19 protein-coding genes, 6 tRNA genes and 3 pseudogenes are annotated in these 16,229 nt (G+C 45.9%); 15 read left to right on the top strand and 13 right to left on the bottom strand.

What is annotated here, in order from left to right; translation table 11 throughout:
• Nucleotides 1–17: 17 nt before the first annotated feature.
• Together yihA and EYA81_RS16920 are read left to right on the top strand one after the other, a co-directional pair.
• Nucleotides 18–626 carry a ribosome biogenesis GTP-binding protein YihA/YsxC gene (gene yihA / locus EYA81_RS16925; RefSeq protein ID WP_009036961.1) on the top strand — a complete coding sequence of 203 codons (609 nt, stop codon included), beginning with the start codon at nt 18–20 and terminating at the stop codon, nt 624–626.
• Between the two features lie 11 nt (nt 627–637).
• Nucleotides 638–1,234: a DUF4923 family protein gene (locus EYA81_RS16920; protein WP_044468698.1), complete on the top strand. Its 597-nt coding sequence runs from the start codon at nt 638–640 to the stop codon at nt 1,232–1,234.
• A gap of 72 nt (nt 1,235–1,306) precedes the next feature.
• Here the strand turns inward: EYA81_RS16920 and EYA81_RS16915 are convergent.
• From EYA81_RS16915 to EYA81_RS16875, 8 genes are all read right to left on the bottom strand, one after another.
• A tRNA-Gly gene (locus EYA81_RS16915) sits at nt 1,307–1,379 on the bottom strand.
• A 32-nt stretch (nt 1,380–1,411) separates the two neighbouring features.
• Nucleotides 1,412–1,493 (bottom strand) — tRNA-Leu (locus tag EYA81_RS16910).
• A 27-nt stretch (nt 1,494–1,520) separates the two neighbouring features.
• Nucleotides 1,521–1,593: transfer RNA gene (locus EYA81_RS16905), tRNA-Gly, on the bottom strand.
• A gap of 14 nt (nt 1,594–1,607) precedes the next feature.
• Nucleotides 1,608–1,691 (bottom strand) — tRNA-Leu (locus EYA81_RS16900).
• Between the two features lie 40 nt (nt 1,692–1,731).
• A tRNA-Leu gene (locus EYA81_RS16895) sits at nt 1,732–1,816 on the bottom strand.
• 28 nt (nt 1,817–1,844) lie between these two features.
• Nucleotides 1,845–1,917 (bottom strand) — tRNA-Gly (locus EYA81_RS16890).
• 111 nt (nt 1,918–2,028) lie between these two features.
• Nucleotides 2,029–3,174: a carboxynorspermidine decarboxylase gene (nspC, locus tag EYA81_RS16880; protein ID WP_035448315.1), complete on the bottom strand. Its 1,146-nt coding sequence runs from the start codon at nt 3,172–3,174 to the stop codon at nt 2,029–2,031.
• A 141-nt stretch (nt 3,175–3,315) separates the two neighbouring features.
• Nucleotides 3,316–5,670 (bottom strand): ATP-dependent helicase, encoded by a 2,355-nt coding sequence (locus tag EYA81_RS16875; protein WP_131226130.1) that lies wholly within the window; start codon nt 5,668–5,670, stop codon nt 3,316–3,318.
• Nucleotides 5,671–5,814: 144 nt separating this feature from the next.
• On the opposite strand from EYA81_RS16875, the gene EYA81_RS16870 reads away from it, so the two are divergent.
• Both EYA81_RS16870 and EYA81_RS16865 read left to right on the top strand, forming a co-directional pair.
• Nucleotides 5,815–6,435 (top strand): superoxide dismutase, encoded by a 621-nt coding sequence (locus EYA81_RS16870; RefSeq protein WP_117599469.1) that lies wholly within the window; start codon nt 5,815–5,817, stop codon nt 6,433–6,435.
• Nucleotides 6,436–6,603: 168 nt separating this feature from the next.
• A complete protein-coding gene (locus EYA81_RS16865; protein WP_117599468.1) occupies nt 6,604–7,212 on the top strand; it encodes a thiamine phosphate synthase in 609 nt (202 codons plus the stop codon).
• Nucleotides 7,213–7,225: 13 nt separating this feature from the next.
• On the opposite strand, the gene EYA81_RS16860 is transcribed toward EYA81_RS16865, so the two are convergent.
• Both EYA81_RS16860 and EYA81_RS16855 read right to left on the bottom strand, forming a co-directional pair.
• Entirely contained in the window at nt 7,226–8,110 is an 885-nt protein-coding gene (locus EYA81_RS16860; protein WP_117599467.1) for a sensor histidine kinase KdpD, read from the bottom strand.
• Nucleotides 8,111–8,544: 434 nt separating this feature from the next.
• Nucleotides 8,545–8,994 carry a transcriptional regulator gene (locus EYA81_RS16855; protein ID WP_131226128.1) on the bottom strand — a complete coding sequence of 150 codons (450 nt, stop codon included), beginning with the start codon at nt 8,992–8,994 and terminating at the stop codon, nt 8,545–8,547.
• 137 nt (nt 8,995–9,131) lie between these two features.
• Between EYA81_RS16855 and EYA81_RS19730 the strand changes: the two genes are divergently transcribed.
• Both EYA81_RS19730 and EYA81_RS19725 read left to right on the top strand, forming a co-directional pair.
• Nucleotides 9,132–9,323, top strand: coding sequence for a hypothetical protein (locus EYA81_RS19730; protein ID WP_131226126.1), 192 nt, complete (start codon nt 9,132–9,134; stop codon nt 9,321–9,323).
• 16 nt (nt 9,324–9,339) lie between these two features.
• Nucleotides 9,340–9,657: pseudogene (locus EYA81_RS19725) on the top strand (hypothetical protein).
• Between the two features lie 199 nt (nt 9,658–9,856).
• Here the strand turns inward: EYA81_RS19725 and EYA81_RS19955 are convergent.
• The gene (locus tag EYA81_RS19955; protein ID WP_370293226.1) at nt 9,857–10,150 is read right to left on the bottom strand and encodes a hypothetical protein; all 294 of its coding nucleotides are present in this window, start codon (nt 10,148–10,150) and stop codon (nt 9,857–9,859) included.
• A 6-nt stretch (nt 10,151–10,156) separates the two neighbouring features.
• Between EYA81_RS19955 and EYA81_RS19950 the strand changes: the two are divergent.
• The 4 genes and pseudogenes from EYA81_RS19950 to EYA81_RS16830 all read left to right on the top strand — a co-directional run.
• Nucleotides 10,157–10,345, top strand: a pseudogene (locus EYA81_RS19950) (hypothetical protein); the annotation flags it as partial.
• A gap of 63 nt (nt 10,346–10,408) precedes the next feature.
• Nucleotides 10,409–11,949: pseudogene (locus EYA81_RS16835) on the top strand (toprim domain-containing protein); the annotation flags it as partial.
• Nucleotides 11,950–11,991: 42 nt separating this feature from the next.
• Nucleotides 11,992–12,594: a hypothetical protein gene (locus tag EYA81_RS19720; RefSeq protein WP_227186954.1), complete on the top strand. Its 603-nt coding sequence runs from the start codon at nt 11,992–11,994 to the stop codon at nt 12,592–12,594.
• Nucleotides 12,518–12,691, top strand: a complete 174-nt coding sequence (locus tag EYA81_RS16830; protein WP_227186952.1) for a DNA-binding protein — start codon at nt 12,518–12,520, stop codon at nt 12,689–12,691. The genes EYA81_RS19720 and EYA81_RS16830 overlap by 77 nt, the downstream gene beginning before the upstream one ends.
• Here EYA81_RS16830 and EYA81_RS16825 read toward each other — a convergent pair.
• Together EYA81_RS16825 and EYA81_RS16820 are read right to left on the bottom strand one after the other, a co-directional pair.
• Nucleotides 12,631–12,978 (bottom strand): hypothetical protein, encoded by a 348-nt coding sequence (locus EYA81_RS16825; RefSeq protein WP_227186926.1) that lies wholly within the window; start codon nt 12,976–12,978, stop codon nt 12,631–12,633. The genes EYA81_RS16830 and EYA81_RS16825 overlap by 61 nt on opposite strands.
• A 90-nt stretch (nt 12,979–13,068) precedes the next feature.
• Entirely contained in the window at nt 13,069–13,431 is a 363-nt protein-coding gene (locus EYA81_RS16820; RefSeq protein WP_131226125.1) for a hypothetical protein, read from the bottom strand.
• Between the two features lie 420 nt (nt 13,432–13,851).
• Between EYA81_RS16820 and EYA81_RS19280 the strand changes: the two genes are divergently transcribed.
• The 5 genes from EYA81_RS19280 (at nt 13,852) to EYA81_RS16795 (ending at nt 16,229) form a co-directional block, all read left to right on the top strand.
• On the top strand, nt 13,852–14,028 hold the full coding sequence (locus EYA81_RS19280) for a hypothetical protein (RefSeq protein ID WP_165491397.1): 177 nt from the start codon (nt 13,852–13,854) through the stop codon (nt 14,026–14,028).
• Nucleotides 14,029–14,233: 205 nt separating this feature from the next.
• Nucleotides 14,234–14,440, top strand: coding sequence for a helix-turn-helix transcriptional regulator (locus EYA81_RS16810; RefSeq protein ID WP_117964421.1), 207 nt, complete (start codon nt 14,234–14,236; stop codon nt 14,438–14,440).
• A 7-nt stretch (nt 14,441–14,447) separates the two neighbouring features.
• Nucleotides 14,448–14,918, top strand: a complete 471-nt coding sequence (locus EYA81_RS16805) for a BrxE family protein (RefSeq protein WP_131226123.1) — start codon at nt 14,448–14,450, stop codon at nt 14,916–14,918.
• Nucleotides 14,918–15,682 carry a BrxA family protein gene (locus tag EYA81_RS16800; RefSeq protein WP_131226122.1) on the top strand — a complete coding sequence of 255 codons (765 nt, stop codon included), beginning with the start codon at nt 14,918–14,920 and terminating at the stop codon, nt 15,680–15,682. The genes EYA81_RS16805 and EYA81_RS16800 overlap by 1 nt, the downstream gene beginning before the upstream one ends.
• Entirely contained in the window at nt 15,669–16,229 is a 561-nt protein-coding gene (locus EYA81_RS16795) for a DUF1788 domain-containing protein (protein WP_131226120.1), read from the top strand. The genes EYA81_RS16800 and EYA81_RS16795 overlap by 14 nt, the downstream gene beginning before the upstream one ends.

Below are 16,229 nucleotides of genomic sequence, written 5' to 3'. Positions count from 1 at the left end.
CCCAAAAAGGCAACAAAATGGATATTACAAACGCCGAATTCGTCATCAGTAACACAGACGTGCGGAAATGCCCCGCCGGTACATTTCCCGAATATGCTTTCATCGGACGCTCCAACGTAGGAAAATCCAGTCTTATCAATATGCTGACCGGAAGGAAAGGACTCGCCATGACCTCTGCCACACCGGGAAAGACCATGCTTATCAACCATTTCCTAATCAACAAGAGCTGGTACATTGTAGACCTTCCGGGATATGGCTACGCCAAACGGGGACAGAAAGGTCAGGAACAAATCAAACGTATTATAGAAAGTTATATACTGCAACGCGAACAGATGACTTGTCTGTTTGTTCTTATAGATAGCCGGCTGGCTCCCCAAGCCATCGACCTCGAGTTTACGGAATGGCTGGGCGAGAACGGCGTACCCTTTGCCATCGTCTTCACAAAGGCCGACAAACTGAAAGGCGGCAGACTGAACACCCACATCAACGAATACCTGGAACAGTTGAAGGAACAGTGGGAAGAGCTGCCTCCCTACTTCATCACCTCTTCTGAAAACCGCATGGGACGGAAAGAGCTGCTGGACTATATCGAAAGTATCAACAAAAGCCTGAATAGCAAACAATAGACATAAGTAAAATGAAAAGATTAGTTTTTTGGCAACTGTTTGTTGCCGCACTACTGCTGACCGGCAATAGTCACGCACAATCCATCAAGGATTTGTTCAACAAAGAAAATATAGAGAAGGCGGTAAATGCCGTGACCGGCAAGTCAACAGCGGATATGACCGGCACTTGGTCGTATACCGGCTCCGCCATTGAATTCGAATCGGACAACCTGCTGCAGAAAGCCGGCGGTGCCGTTGCCGCCACAGCCGCAGAAAAGAAACTGGACGAACAGCTTGCCAAAGTAGGCATCAAAGCCGGGCAAATGTCATTCACATTCAACGCCGACAGCACATTCAGCGCCAAAGTAGGGCAAAAGAGCATGAAGGGAAGCTACTCCTACAATGCATCCACCCAAAAGGTCAACTTGAAATTCGCCAAGCTGATAGGTATGAATGCCAAGGTCAACGCTACCTCCACAACTATGGACCTGCTGTTCGAATCGGACAAGCTACTGAAACTGATAACCTTCCTCTCCAGCAAAAGCAGCAACTCCACTCTGAAGAGTATCGGCTCGCTGGCCAACAGCTACGACGGAATGATGCTCGGATTCTCATTACAGAAACTGTAACAACAACTTCCATACAACAAAAAAATCCCGCAAGCACCGAACAATGCTTGCGGGATTTTTTTATCTGAAAAGAGCGGAAAACGAGACTCGAACTCGCGACCCTAACCTTGGCAAGGTTATGCTCTACCAACTGAGCTATTTCCGCATTGGATGACTCTCCTTTTTTGAGGAGTAAAGTGCCCAGAACAGGACTCGAACCTGCATGCCTCTCGACACACGCACCTGAAACGTGCGCGTCTACCAATTCCGCCACCTGGGCATAAGTCATCTTCAATACATCTGAAAGAGCGGAAAACGAGACTCGAACTCGCGACCCTAACCTTGGCAAGGTTATGCTCTACCAACTGAGCTATTTCCGCAATGTATAAAAGCGTGAAGAGAAGGAGACTCGAACTCCCACGACATAATTGTCACTACCCCCTCAAAGTAGCGCGTCTACCAATTCCGCCACCTCTCCAACTTACTTTCAACAATTCAAAGAACCGACTGCTTTACCTTGGTGCCCAGAACAGGACTCGAACCTGCATGCCTCTCGACACACGCACCTGAAACGTGCGCGTCTACCAATTCCGCCACCTGGGCATAGGTAATTGCAATCTAAACTGCGTTGAGCGGAAAACGAGACTCGAACTCGCGACCCTAACCTTGGCAAGGTTATGCTCTACCAACTGAGCTATTTCCGCGATTGCGGATGCAAAGGTAGATATTTTCCTTAAACCTGCAAACATTCTGCAGACTTTTTTCACACAGAAAAGTGTACATTTTCGCCAGGCATACAAGCAGACTTTTGATTATCAACTCATTCGCCCACGATAATCTTCATAAGAAAATTGCTTGAAAACTTCAGCTTTTCCTTCTTTTGTCCACATTGCAATGGCCGGATGGTGAATTCCATTGAACATATTCGTCTTTACAGTGGTGTAATGTATCATGTCCTCAAAGACGATTCTCTCCCCTATCTGCAGCTCATGGTCGAAACTCCACAGTCCCATATAGTCGCCGCTCAAGCAGGAGTTTCCTCCAAGGCGATAGACGTAAGGGCCCGCATCGCCCATCTCCGCTCCACGCACTGCAGGCTGATAGGGCATCTCCAGACAATCCGGCATGTGGCACGTAAAGCTAACGTTGAGAATGGCGGTACGAATGCCGCGGTTTTCCACAATGTCCACTATCTCCGAGCTCAGCACACCGGTCTGCCAAGTAAAAGCGGAACCGGGCTCAAGAATGATTTGAAGATGTGGATAGCGCCCCTTCAAGCCCTGCAACAGACGGACAAGATGCTCTACATCATAATCCTTACGCGTCATCAGATGCCCGCCTCCTAAATTCAACCACTTAATCTGTGAGAACCAGCGGGAGAATTTTCCTTCCAAGTGCTCCAATGTGTGTTCCAGCTCGTAGGAAGAAGACTCGCAGTGACAATGACAGTGAAAACCTTCAATACCCGCCGGAAGTTCTTCGGGAAGCTGGTCGGCCATTACACCGAAGCGGGTACCGGGTGCGCAGGGATTATAAAGCTCCGTTTCCACCTCAGAGTATTCAGGATTGATACGGATACCGCAGGAAATGCCGCTTCCCTCCGCCACCACTACCGGATAAAAGCGGTGGAACTGCGAAAGCGAATTGAAAGTAATATGGCTGCTGCACCGCATTATCTCCGGAAAATCGGCCTCGGTATAGGCAGGCGAGTACGTATGTGCCTTACTTCCGAACTCCTCCAATGCCAGACGGGCTTCGTAGACAGAACTTGCCGTAGAGTGGTCTATATACTCCCTGAAAATGGGAAAGGAACGCCACATGGCAAATGATTTGAAAGCGAGGATTATCTCCACACCTGCGCGGTCGGCCACACTTTTTATCAGTGCGAGGTTCTTTCTCAGCAATCCTTCTTCCATAATATAGCAGGGAGAAGGGAAAAGGGAAAAGTCTTTATTTGTCATTCTTCTATCTATATTTACTATTCTAAATTGTCCGTATGTATCGTTCTAACTGTCTTTTTTAAGATACCACAGTCCTACACTCATGCCATCATCCTCTTACAAGTATCCCGCCTCTGTGTGAGACAAAAGATGCGTACTATCCTATGACAGCACTTTGAAACGCGCGAAGCGCAGCAAAAGTTGTTTGTCTCCCGCATTCTTGAAGCGGATGGTGGCTTTCGCATTGTCTCCTTCGCCCTCCACTTTCAAAACTTCACCCAGGCCGAAACGTTCGTGCTCTATCAGTTGTCCCTGCTGTACACGGTTGGCAGACGCGCCGGCAGAAGGCGATGTACTTGCCGTATTTGCAGAAGGCGCCACCCGTTTCAGGTTACGTGGAACGGTCGGCGCAATAATCTGCTGCTTCGGCCGTACAGACACACGCTCTTTTCCTCCATACGGAGCATCTTCCCTATCAGGCGCAAAGCCTCTGGCGTTCTCCCTGCGGAAAACGGCAGCTTCCTCCTCTACCCTGCGGAACATTCCCGCATCCTGAGGCAGGCGCAGGAACCGTACGTCTATATCCTTCAGAAAACGGCTGGGACTGCCAAACTCCATCTTGCCGTACCGGAAACGCGTCTTTGCATACGATAGGAAACAGTGTTCTTCGGCACGTGTGATGGCTACATAGAACAGCCGCCGTTCTTCCTCCAATGCCCGGGGAGAGTCACCCACCATGCTGCTGGGAAAAAGATTCTCCTCCATCCCCACTACAAACACATTCTTGAACTCCAATCCCTTGGCCGAATGTACAGTCATCAGGGTTATCTTCTCATCGTCCCCATCCTTATCCGAATCCTGGTCGGTAAGAAGGGAAACTTCCGAAAGGAAGTCACCCAACAACACGTTAGAGTTTCCTTCCTCCTGCCGTTGGGCGCAAAAATCACTCATACCGTTCACCAGCTCCTCTATATTCTCCTTACGGCTCAGATTCTCGGGAGAGTTGTCTTGACACACATCATTGATGATGCCCGATTGGCGAATAATGTCAGCACCAATCTCGTAGGCATTCTTCTCCGCAGCATCTGTGATAAAGGCAGATATAAGTTCGCGGAATGCCTGCAACTTTCCCACCGTACCTTTATTGAAGTTCAAGCCATACGCCAACGGCTCACAAAGCACGGTCCACAAACTGACATTGTGCCCGGTGGCGGCAGCAATGATTTTTCCCACTGTCGTATCTCCGATACCCCGTGCAGGATAATTGATAATACGTTTGAAAGCCTCTTCATCATTGGGATTCACTATCAGACGGAAGTAAGCGATAACATCTTTGATTTCCTTGCGTTGATAGAACGACAAACCTCCGTAAATACGGTAAGGCATACTGCGTTTGCGCATGGCTTCCTCAAAAATACGGCTCTGCGCATTGGTACGGTAGAGTATCGCAAAATCAGAGTAGGCATAGCGCTTTTCACGCCGCAGTTCAGCTATCTTATTCACCACAATATCCCCTTCTTCCACGTCACTGTATGCCTGGTACACACCGATGGCCTCTCCCTTCTCCTTTTCCGAGAACACTTCCTTGCGTATCTGCCACTGGTTCTTTTCTATCAGGCTGTTGGCCGCGCGGACAATGGTCTGGGTGGAACGGTAATTCTGCTCCAGCTTGAAGACCTTCGTATCGGGATATACTTTCGTAAAATAGAGAATATTGTCAATATCGGCACCACGGAAGGAGTAGATACTCTGTGCATCATCCCCCACCACACAGACATGCTGATGGTTCTTGGCAAGTTGCAGCACGATGCTGTGCTGTGCAAAATTGGTATCCTGATACTCATCCACCAGAATGTAACGGAACTGGTCTTGATAACGCGCCAACACCTCGGGGTGGTCCCGGAACAGCAGGAATGTGTAGAACAGCAAATCGTCGAAGTCCATCGCATCCGCCTGCCGGCAACGCTCCCAATATCTCTGGTAGATGTCGCGAAGCGCCGGAACCTTGGCAGCACGGTCTCCTTCGTAAGCCTCCTTGTTGTTGGCATAGCCTGCCGGAGAAACCAGATGATTCTTGGCATTCGAGATACGCGCCTGCACCATCCCCGGCTTGTACACTTTCTCATCCAGCCCCATTTCCTTGATAATGGAACGTATCAGGCTTTTACTGTCCGCCGTATCGTAAATGGTAAACTGCGAAGTGAAGCCGATATGCCCGGCCTCGACATGCAGAATGCGCAGGAATATGGAGTGAAAGGTTCCCATCCACAGATGGCACGCCCTCTCCGGCCCCATCTGACGGGCTATACGCTCCTTCATTTCGCGCGCCGCCTTGTTGGTAAAGGTCAATGCCAGAATGTTCCAAGGCTGGTAGCCATTCTCCAGCAGATAAGCAATCTTGTAGGTCAGCACGCGCGTCTTTCCCGAACCGGCACCGGCTATCACCAGTGACGGACCGTCATTGTATAACACCGCGTTCCGTTGTCCTTCGTTCAGTTCCTCTATATAATCGGGCATATCCGTATAATCTTAAAATGATGATATTTTTCCTTCCTTTGTTTTTACGGAGGCAAAGATAAAAAAAGCTTCGGAGACGTACGAACATTTCTATAGGTTATAGTGTTTATATAGTAAAGTTCCAAAATTAAATAATTGAAACTTATGAATACAATATTAACGATTTTAATGATAACAGTTATGACTTACGAAATGCCAAAACTTCCCTACACTAACAATGCACTGGAACCTGTAATCAGTCAGCAAACCATAGATTACCACTACGGTAAACATCTGCAAACCTACGTGAACAACCTCAACAACCTCGTTCCGGGAACGGAATTTGAAGGCAAAGACCTGGTAACCATTGTTGCCACAGCACCGGACGGTGCCATCTTCAACAATGCAGGACAAGTGTTGAACCACACATTATACTTCTTACAGCTTGCCCCGAAGCCTGCCCACAGCGAGCCTACCGGCAAGCTGGCAGAAGCCATCAAACGCGACTTCGGCAGCTTTGAGAATTTTAAGAAGGAATTCAACGCGGCAGCTGTCGGCTTGTTCGGCTCCGGATGGGCTTGGTTGTCTGCCGACAAGAACGGCAAACTCCACATCACCAAAGAAGCCAACGGTAGCAATCCGGTACGCGCCGGTCTTGTTCCGCTACTCGGATTCGACGTGTGGGAACATGCCTACTATCTTGATTACCAGAACCGCCGTGCCGATCACGTAAACGAATTGTGGAGCATCGTTGATTGGGATGCGGTAAGTAAAAGATTCAAATAGACCAACGAGGTCCCACAAAGCCATGTGAAGGACGCCTTCTTGAGTTATAAAGACGCAAGAAGGCGTTTTCTTGTTTAAAGCAGCCATCTAACATATTTTAAAGAAATTCCTTGGCTTCTACCATAAGTATTCATTAACTTTGCTAAACTTAAAAGTTAAACGAAAGAAATGAAACTCATCGTAGTAACAGCACCCACATTTTTTGTGGAAGAAGACAAGATTATCACGGCACTATTCGAAGAGGGGCTGGATATTCTACATCTGAGGAAGCCGGAAACTCCCGCCATGTATTCAGAACGACTTTTAACGCTGATACCCCAAAAATACCATAAGCGCATCATTACTCATGAACACTTCTACCTACAGGAAGAATTCAGCCTGATGGGGATTCATCTAAACACCCGCAACCCCAAAGAACCGCACGATTATTCAGGACACATCAGCTGTACCTGCCACTCGCTGGACGAAGTGCGGAACAAGAAACATTTTTATGACTATCTATTCTTGAGTCCGATATATAATTGCATCACAAAGACCGGAGTTACATCAGGCTTTACAGCCGAAGAACTACGACAAGCAGAAAAAAGTAAAATTATAGACAGCAAAGTCATGGCTTTGGGAGGCATTACCTCCGATAACATCCTGGAGATAAAGGATTACGGATTCGGTGGTGCCGTTATAATGGGTGACTTATGGAATAAATTCAACGCCTGCACCGACCGCGATTATCTGGAAGTAATCCGCCACTTCAAGAAGCTGAAGGAAATGGCTGATTGAGAGCGCAGGTAAATCAAAATTTACCGTACTCTTTGTATTCAATACCGGCAGGCAACGTAAAATAGAAAGTGGAGCCTTCCCCTTTCTTGGACTCCACACCTATACCTCCCCCATAGTGTTCCACAATGGATTTAGTGATGGAAAGCCCCAACCCCGTACCTTTAATATTGTAGTTCATCTTCACAAACCGTTCAAAGATGGCATGTCTTCCCACTTCATCAATGCCACAGCCTGTATCTGCCACATAAAAATAGAAGTTATGATTACTCAATCTCCTACAACCGATTTTCACACTGCCCATCTCCGTAAACTTCAAGGCGTTCCTCACCAAGTTACCTATAACTTGGGCAAAGCGCACGCGATCTACCACCAAACGGCATTGAGGCAGCCGTTCTACAAACTCCACCTGAATACCTGTGGGATGCGAGCGCATATTCTCTGTCGTGCAGACTTCATCAATCAGCGCGTTCACATCCGCTTCTCCATCATTATATTCCAGGGTCTTTGCCTCAATCTTTGAATAGTCCAGCAAGTCATTGACCAGTTGCAGCAGCGAGTCCTTGTTATCATTAATCTCTTTCAGGAAAGCCATACGGGTTTCTCTGTCCAGATCATCCATTTCGGCAAGCATAGTTGTAAAGCCTACAATAGCATTCAAAGGAGTACGAATTTCGTGAGTCATATTAGCTATGAAAGCATCCTTCAGCTGGTTGGATTCTTCGGCAACCTCATTAATGCGCTGCAACGTCTTCAACCTTTTGCTTTTACTGATGGAAATGATTATCATGATGACCAAAAGCAGAATGACAATCATGCCAAAACTGTATATCAATGCTTCATCCTTCTGATAGAGGCCGCTGGTCCAGACATCATATGCTGCCGTAATTGTTAGCATCATCGTTTATTGCTTGCTTATTGGAAAACTATAAAATTATAGGAAGCAAATATACTAAAGAAAATACAAATAAATTAATAGAAACTACAGTTTTTTTCCAACAAAATGGGCCGCATGCCATTACCAAGTAAAGCATGCAGTCCATAAATTCATTATTCAGTATTATTGGTATCAGCCTTCAATGGCAGCCTGTGCCACTCTAATATAGCTATGAAAATCAATTGCAAACACTTCCTGTGTAAGCGAATGTTTATTTAAAGTTTAAAGTTTGATGGATTTTCCATCATGACTTAAAGGCATCGTTGAAAAGCTGGCTTAACTATCAGATGCTTACACTATGCTGGTAAGCTCTGAGCCTGCAACTCATATCTATTACTTCACTAAAATCTTGTACTCACCACAACCTCTACCAATCTCTCCAGACTAGGCAACTATGGTTATTTCTTTATTGGTTCACCCACCTTCTCCTTATAGAAGGATATGATGAGTGTCTTATCCTCAAGTGATTCCTCCAGACGCTTGATTTCGTCAGTTAGAACCTGAATGGTCTTGTCTTTTTCCTCCAAAACAACTTTCGTTTGGGACAGCTCAGTCGCAACTTCTGAATCGCCAATCATATTATTGGCATCTCCATGAATGGATACTGCTGCCAGATATGCAGATACGTTGTGCATATCAGAAGCATACAGATCAAAGAAATTCTTCTCCAAGGCCACACTTATATCTATAAGTTTGCCTGTGTCGATGGTTTCTTTCTCCAGAATACAGTTGATGTGCTGCTGGGGCACATGAATGCACCGTCCAAGCTCTGATTTACTGATACCTAGCTCTAGACGTCGTTTATCAATCTCCCTGCCAATATGAACATGCTTTATTCCTATACTCATAGCATACGAACAAAATTTTAATTGAAGCTCAAAAAGACATCAAACATTTATTGGCTATTATAAACATAAATCATTTAATTTGGGGCGTACAAACCCATAACCATGGGGCATGGTTAAACATTAAACACCAAAGTTTTATGAATGAAATTTCTACAAAAATCCGTCCTGCGCTCGTTTCTCTTGAAGTAGGCGAAAGCATGGAGTTCCCCATCGAAAAGATGAAAAGTGTTCGAACACAAGCTTCCAAACTAGGAATGATTCTCAACCGACAGTTCAAAACCAGAACGAATCGGGAGACCCACACAATTATGGTTACACGAGTTTCGTAGACTAAACCTGAGTCCTATGAATGTTCTAGAATTCTCGGACCAAATGATTCCATACGAAGAGTTCGCCAATGACTTAGCAGCTAGAATTGCCAACATGATTCAATCCACCCATGACAACCCTGAATACATCAGTCAAAACAAGGCCTGAAGATTATTTGGCAGACGTAATGTTGAACGCTGGCGGAAGGAAGGAAAGGTTGAGCCGTGCAAACGACCAGGCAAGTTAGAATACAGAACTGCAGACCTAAGACTTCTCCAGCGGACCACTCAAAACTACTTCAAAAAAGTTCAAGTAAGAACTAAAAGAGTACGTAAGCAAGATAAAAAAGACTAGATTAAAAACGACAGCGACTATACTTAACCTCGTCATACTCCCAGAGTATAGCCACTTAATTCATTATTGGGAGACAAACCATAATAGTAGGAACTGGTTTTTATCAATTTGAATATGTAATGAGAATACCACACAAATCTGGTGTACCCCATTCTCATAGACCATTGGTATATCCAAAAAGTTTAAAGATATGATAGAATCAAAGCCAATAGTAGATCCTTTGGGAGTTCAGTAAAAAGAGCTTGTGCAGAACTGGGCGTCTGCTACAAGACATTGCGTAAATACCGGATGAACGGCTACAGCCGACAAGGTAAAGCAGGCACACAAGGATTCCTTGTATGCCGTACTGGAAAAAGTCCAGACCTTCTTTACAGACAATCTGCGCGTTTCTGCCAATGATGACAGCCGTCATGCCCGGGAATATGCCTACAACCGATAGCCGGAGGACTTCTGTGCAGAAGCAGGTATCGGTTATGCGCCACGGGAAATCCATGCGTTCATGGACTTTTGCCGACAGCAGGGACTACAGGAAGAGCTGCTGATAGAGTTGGGGATACTCCGGAAAAATGAAGACGAAAAGCTCTATCCGATGTTCCGTAAACGGATTATGATTCCAATCCGGAACAAATGGGGACGCATCATCGCTTATACGGCCCGGTATATCGGCACCACCCCCAAAGCGCCCAAATACATCAACTCCATCACCAGTCTGCTCTACACCAAGGGAGAAACATTGTTCGGCATTGACTGGGCTTTCCGTCTGCGTGACGCGGCCAACTTCATCATCGTGGAAGGAGCGCCGGATGTGCTACGCCTGCATTCCATCGGACTGGAGAATACAGTGGCCACACTCGGCACGGCCTGGAACGAGAACCAGTTTGAGATCCTGAAGCACTACACCAACTCGCTTTGTTTCATTCCCGATACGGACCTGGCCAAGGGCAGTCCCTACGGCCCTGGTTTCAAGGCGGTCATGGCGAAGGAACTGTTTGCCCAAGTAGATTCACTTGTCAAAGAGGGGCAATGCGTCAGCCTGATCGCTGGGCTGCTGCGCTATGTCAAAGACCAGATGGTCTATACCCAGTGCATCGAGCAGTTGGGAAAGATTCACGGCAAGACCCGACTGTGGCGGAGTGCCGTGGAGCAGATACGGAACAATTCCAAGAAAAGTCCTTCCTCAACAACGATGGACCGAAAGCAGGAAAAAAGCTGACCACTGTCTTCGGGAACAATGCCCAGGTGACTTTTGGCTATCTGCTTGCTACCCTATTCCGTGACATCGTGTACCGGAAGCCCCGCCATTTCCCCATCTTGAACCTGTTTGGTGAGAAAGGTACAGGTAAGACCACGCTGGCCACCAGTCTGGAGGCTTTCTTCCTTCACGATGTGGAACCGCCCAACATGGGTGTGGCTTCCGTTCCGGCCATGAACGACCGGGGTTCCCAGGCTGTAAACATTCTTGTCGTGTTTAACGAATATAAGAACGACCTCGACATCCGGAAGATCGCCTTTCTCAAAGGACTTTGGGGTGGCGGTGAACAGACCAAGAAGAACACCCAGAGGGACGGCATGACCACACAAACCATTGTCACGACCGGAATGGTCATCTGCGGTCAGGAGAAGCCTACTCAGGACATGGCGCTCTATACCCGTGTGCTATTTCTGGAATACTCCAAGACCAGCTTCAGCATCCTGGAAAAGAAGCACTACGAAGAGCTGCAGGCCATCTGCAATCTGGGCTTGACCCATTTGACCTTGGAAATTCTCAAATACCGTGACCTCTTTAAGAAGAACTTCGCAACCCAGTACGGCATCACCAAGAACGAGCTGGCCATCCGGATAGAGGATGAACAGATCCATGACCGTATCTTCGGTAACTGGGTGATTCCGCTGGCTGCTTTCCGCACGCTGGAAACCGTGCTGAACCTATCGTTCAACTACACCCAGATGCTGGAGACCTGCATCAGTGGCATGCACAATCAGAATGAACTGGCGAAGGAGAGCTCCGAGGTGGTAGATTTCTGGAACATGCTCCAGAGCTGGCAAACCATCGGCAAATGTGTGGAGAAGGTACACTTCAACATCCGTTACCTCACGAAATTCCGTCCGATGCTGACAAACATGGACATCGAGTTCAAGGAAGCCCACCCCATTCTCTACCTGAACATGGCTGCCATCTCCTCGTTGTTCAGCAGCCGGAAATCCACCCAGAACATCACGGCCAACCGCTCGTCGTGGTCCACCATCCTCTCTTACCTGAAATCTCATCCGGCCTTTCTCGGGTTAAAACAGATATGAAGAGTAAGGAACGTCTAAACGCGAAAATATTTGCGTTTGCTGGGCGAAATACAGGAAGAATGGTTACAACAGTATGAGGTAACCTCCTTACAGTTGGCCCTCTCTACCATAACAGCCACCAACCATGTGTTCTTTAACGACATTGCCAAACAGATATATGCCATCACCATCCCCAATATAGAAACCTTAGACAATCCGCAAAGCTATTTTTCTGCCGAGGAAAATAAAGGCATTTCCATTTTGGGCAGACGCACCTTGAGTGAATATCTGTATTACCTGAAACAGACGGATGAAGAAAATTATGACATCCTAACCGATGGTCTCAAGCAGTTGATATCCGGCATTAGTAAGTTTTCAGCAGAAGCTATTACATTGGCAGACGGACAAAGCAAACTATATGACGTACGCATCAAAGAAGTACACAATGTTTCTGCCACCAGCATTCGTCAACTCTCCAGTGGCAGTAAACGGATTATACTCCCTCCTGTTCACGCTGTGCATGGCAGCCAAGAAGCAACATATTCCATTGATAATGATCAAGGAAGCCTGCCTTTACCTCGGGGTGCACCGATGTACCATCTACGACTACATCAACAATCCCGAGCGACCTTTGCCTTTTATCCGGATCTACACCGATAAAAGGGGCATCCTCTTCCAGGGAAGTGACCTCATTGCCTACAAGGAAGCGGGTCTTCCAAGAAGAGAATGCAAGTTCAAGGACAGCCCTCGTGAATAGAAGGCTGCCTTTGGACTTGCCGGGCAGCGGAACTCAGTTCCACTGGCTCCAGGGCAGACCAGCCAAAACGGATTTGCCGTCTGCCTCGGCAAGCTGGCATCCACGAAGGACTCAATCTCCTTCACCAGGTTACTAACCTTGCCGTCCTTCATTTCTGCCGTGAAGGTAAACGGCACACCGCTCAAGGTCTTCCGATGGAAGTCAAAGAAGAGCCTGCCTTCCTTGTACTGAGCGGAAGCAGTCCAACCGAGTTGGGCTGCGATACTGAATATATTTCCATTCCTCATATCTCAGACTAAACCTACTATTTGAGACCTTCCCGGTCCGTGACGGATAAGGCAGGTCATTTTGTTGTTACTTTCACTTCGTTCTCACACTCATTCACCCATTCTTGCAAGGAACTCCTGCAACCAGCAGTCACGCAACTTCTTCAGCGGCACCGGATGGAAGTTCTCCTGCTGCCTTACTTGTAGTTTGCCGAAGCCTTGTTTGGTCAAGTCCAAATCAATGTCCGACAGCTCATTCAAGAAAATGTAGCCGTATTCGTCCTCCATCAGCCCGATGACGATACCGAGGAGGATGGTGTCGTTTCCTTCCTTTTCACCTTCAAGAATGAGCCACTGCACGCCACCGAGCGCAAAGATGACATGGCAAATAGCGTCCTTTCCCTTGCCGTCCTGGGAATAGAGAGGAAAACCTTTCAAGGCTCCCTCCAACTGTGTTATCATGAGTCTGTACATAATTATATCATTTAAGTTGGTTACGTTTCCGATCCCTCTTGTGAAGCTCTTTAGAGCTTCTTGGTTGGGAAAACCGTTTTACATGCATCCCCTCACTGCGGACACCAGGGAGAATAAAGCAAGTGGGAGGACAGAGGACTTTACGGAATACCCAATTTGACACAAATTGTGGAAGGCTGCTGGAAAGTCCTCCGTCCGAAAGCGTCAGCGGCACTTGACGTTTCTCCCGTCCGCAGTACCTTTGCACGTACAAAACGAGTTGGACCAAGAAGCTCCAATGGTTCCAAGACTTTCCTGAACATGACTCCAAGGGAAAGAATTAGCTCTAACAGGTTATCCTAGATAAATTCCTCATGAAAGCTTGCGCAACCCAATACCCCATCCATCTTGAAGATATGCTTCCCGAAAACCGTTACCGTTGTGAGAACCTATAAAGTGAAGCGAAGTGGAGCCTTGCAGGTTCTCTCTATGGCAACGGACTGGAGTCCTCCATTCGTAGCAAAAGCCAATCAGCCGAGCTTTGCTTGGTGTCGCAGACACGGAGCAAACCGGATGGCGCATCGTCCCCAAAAGGTCGTCACTTCCGGCATCGCATAAAATACGATAAGTCGGAAGTGGCGGCCAACATCTGTGAGCCAACTGCCAAAACCATTCAATGGCTCTACTTCCGCAAGCGCCAGCCTGCGTTCGGTAGAGTTATCGTGTAATTTTCATAGAAAAATCAATCAAATAATCAAACAAATATTGTATATTGTCATTCTAATGTTTTATCTTTGCGTATTACTACAATCAATTTATCATTATGGCAGAATTAAATAGGCTAAAAGTGGTTCTCGTTGAGAAAAAGAAAACAGCCAGATGGTTAGCAGATAAAATGGGTAAAGACCCTGCTACGATAAGCAAATGGTGTACTAACACATCACAGCCATCTATAGAAACTCTGGCAGAGGTGGCCAAATTGTTAGAAGCCGACATTCGAGAATTGCTAATACCTACCAATAAACAATAAGAGCAACATGAAAAATTCGGATATAGTCAATCTACTTAAATTGCGTTTTGCTGTTTACAAAGCAGGATGCGGCAAGGGACTTTGGCCATGCTTGGAAGATAATGCAGCAAAGGAATATATGTATTACCTTTTTCCTAAGTCTTCCAAATTGGCCTTTTATAATTTGATGATTAATATCGTCCAAAAGACCCATGAGAATTTTATACCTAAAGATATGTATAGCCTTTTCAAATGTCCGATACAAATAGAAGAGGAAACTTATGTCTATCTTAAACATCATTTGGACGATGACGTAAACTTAGGCATGGAGCCACTTGACTTCATCAGTTCCATGGCTACAGTGGCATGTGATCCTTGTTTTGAAGCTATAAATATTGGAAAGCTGTCAGATGATATAGACAATTCTCTAAGAGTGATGGCTTATCATTACACAAATTTATTCACCAACAGTTATTGCTGTTATCCATATTTCAATTGATGAGGAATCCTAAATACACAACTCAGTTAACTCATGGCACCGGCATGATTAATGAAACACTGTCTCTGCTCTCTATTTATCAGGAAGGCATGGACAAGGATGCGCTCATTAAGTGTGTGAAAGAAAATGATTGCCTGTCATGCAAAACGGAAAATAGACTGGTTCATATTATCTATGATGTCTTTTTCCAGAGATTTATGAAAGTAAATCCCAATGTGCCTCTTTGGCTTAAACTCATTCGTGAGTGTGGATTGTCATTGAAGCATTTTACTCAACTTCTCATGGTCTATTGTGCTCGCGAAAACGCTGTATTTTTCGATGCCGTCACAAAAATTTTGAATTCATGCAAAAATGAAGACCTGCATATTGTTGATAGGGATGCCTTCACAAAATACGTTGAAAACCTAGTAAAAGAAGGCAGAGCAAAATGGAGCGAGTCTGTACAGAAGCGTAACGCCTCTTATGTCCGTTCATGTTTTATCGATTATGAAATGATTAACCGTAAAGGCGAAATCCTACCTTATGAAGTGAACGACTTTACAATTCTTTATTTTATGCATGAACAGCATTTTGCAAGAATGTCAGATATGGCTATTTGGGAAATGGAAGAATGGCGCCTCTTTAACCTGACTCGTCATCAAGTGTTGGATAGAATAATGAACCTTAGTCTCAAAGGTGCCTATATGGCTCAGACATCTGGTGAATTGCTTACTATTTCATGGAATTACAAATCAATGGAGGAGTTTATTAATGCAACTTTATGAACAAAAATTTGAGGAAGCACTTGCTTATTTAAGTCGTCCTGATATACTTAATCCGACAGGCGACCGCCCCATCTGCTATGTAAATTATGATGTAGAGGATGCTATGGAAGTATATCGTATGATTCCCCTCCATTTGATTCCCAAAGCCAAATTTCATGGCTTTGCAAATGTAAAAGTACTTTCTATTGGCAAAATTCTGCAAGAGTATATTCACAATCATGAATATTATGATGAAGTGTGGGTAGATGAAGAAAATGAATTTGATCTTTATGAGAGTATTCGTCAAGAAATACAAGACAATTCGGTGGTTGCCCGTGCCATTCTTGCTGTTCAACAAGAGATGATGGCCACAGCTCATCCTTTGCTCATCCTCAAGGATCTTGAGCTTCTTCATCCTTATGATAAGATTGGTCGCATCGAACAATTGATATACAACAAGATTGACCTTCCTATCTTAATTCTCTACCCCGGCAGCGCTCAAGGCATTGCCAGAACATTTTTAAATATTTATCCCATGGACGGTAGCTATCGTTCAAAAAACTTCTAA

The organism is Bacteroides sp. A1C1 (assembly GCF_004328515.1).
In the GTDB taxonomy this organism is placed as follows: domain Bacteria; phylum Bacteroidota; class Bacteroidia; order Bacteroidales; family Bacteroidaceae; genus Bacteroides; species Bacteroides uniformis.
The sequence above is the reverse complement of the archived record's forward strand: the minus strand, read 5'-3'. Positions and strand labels throughout refer to the sequence as shown.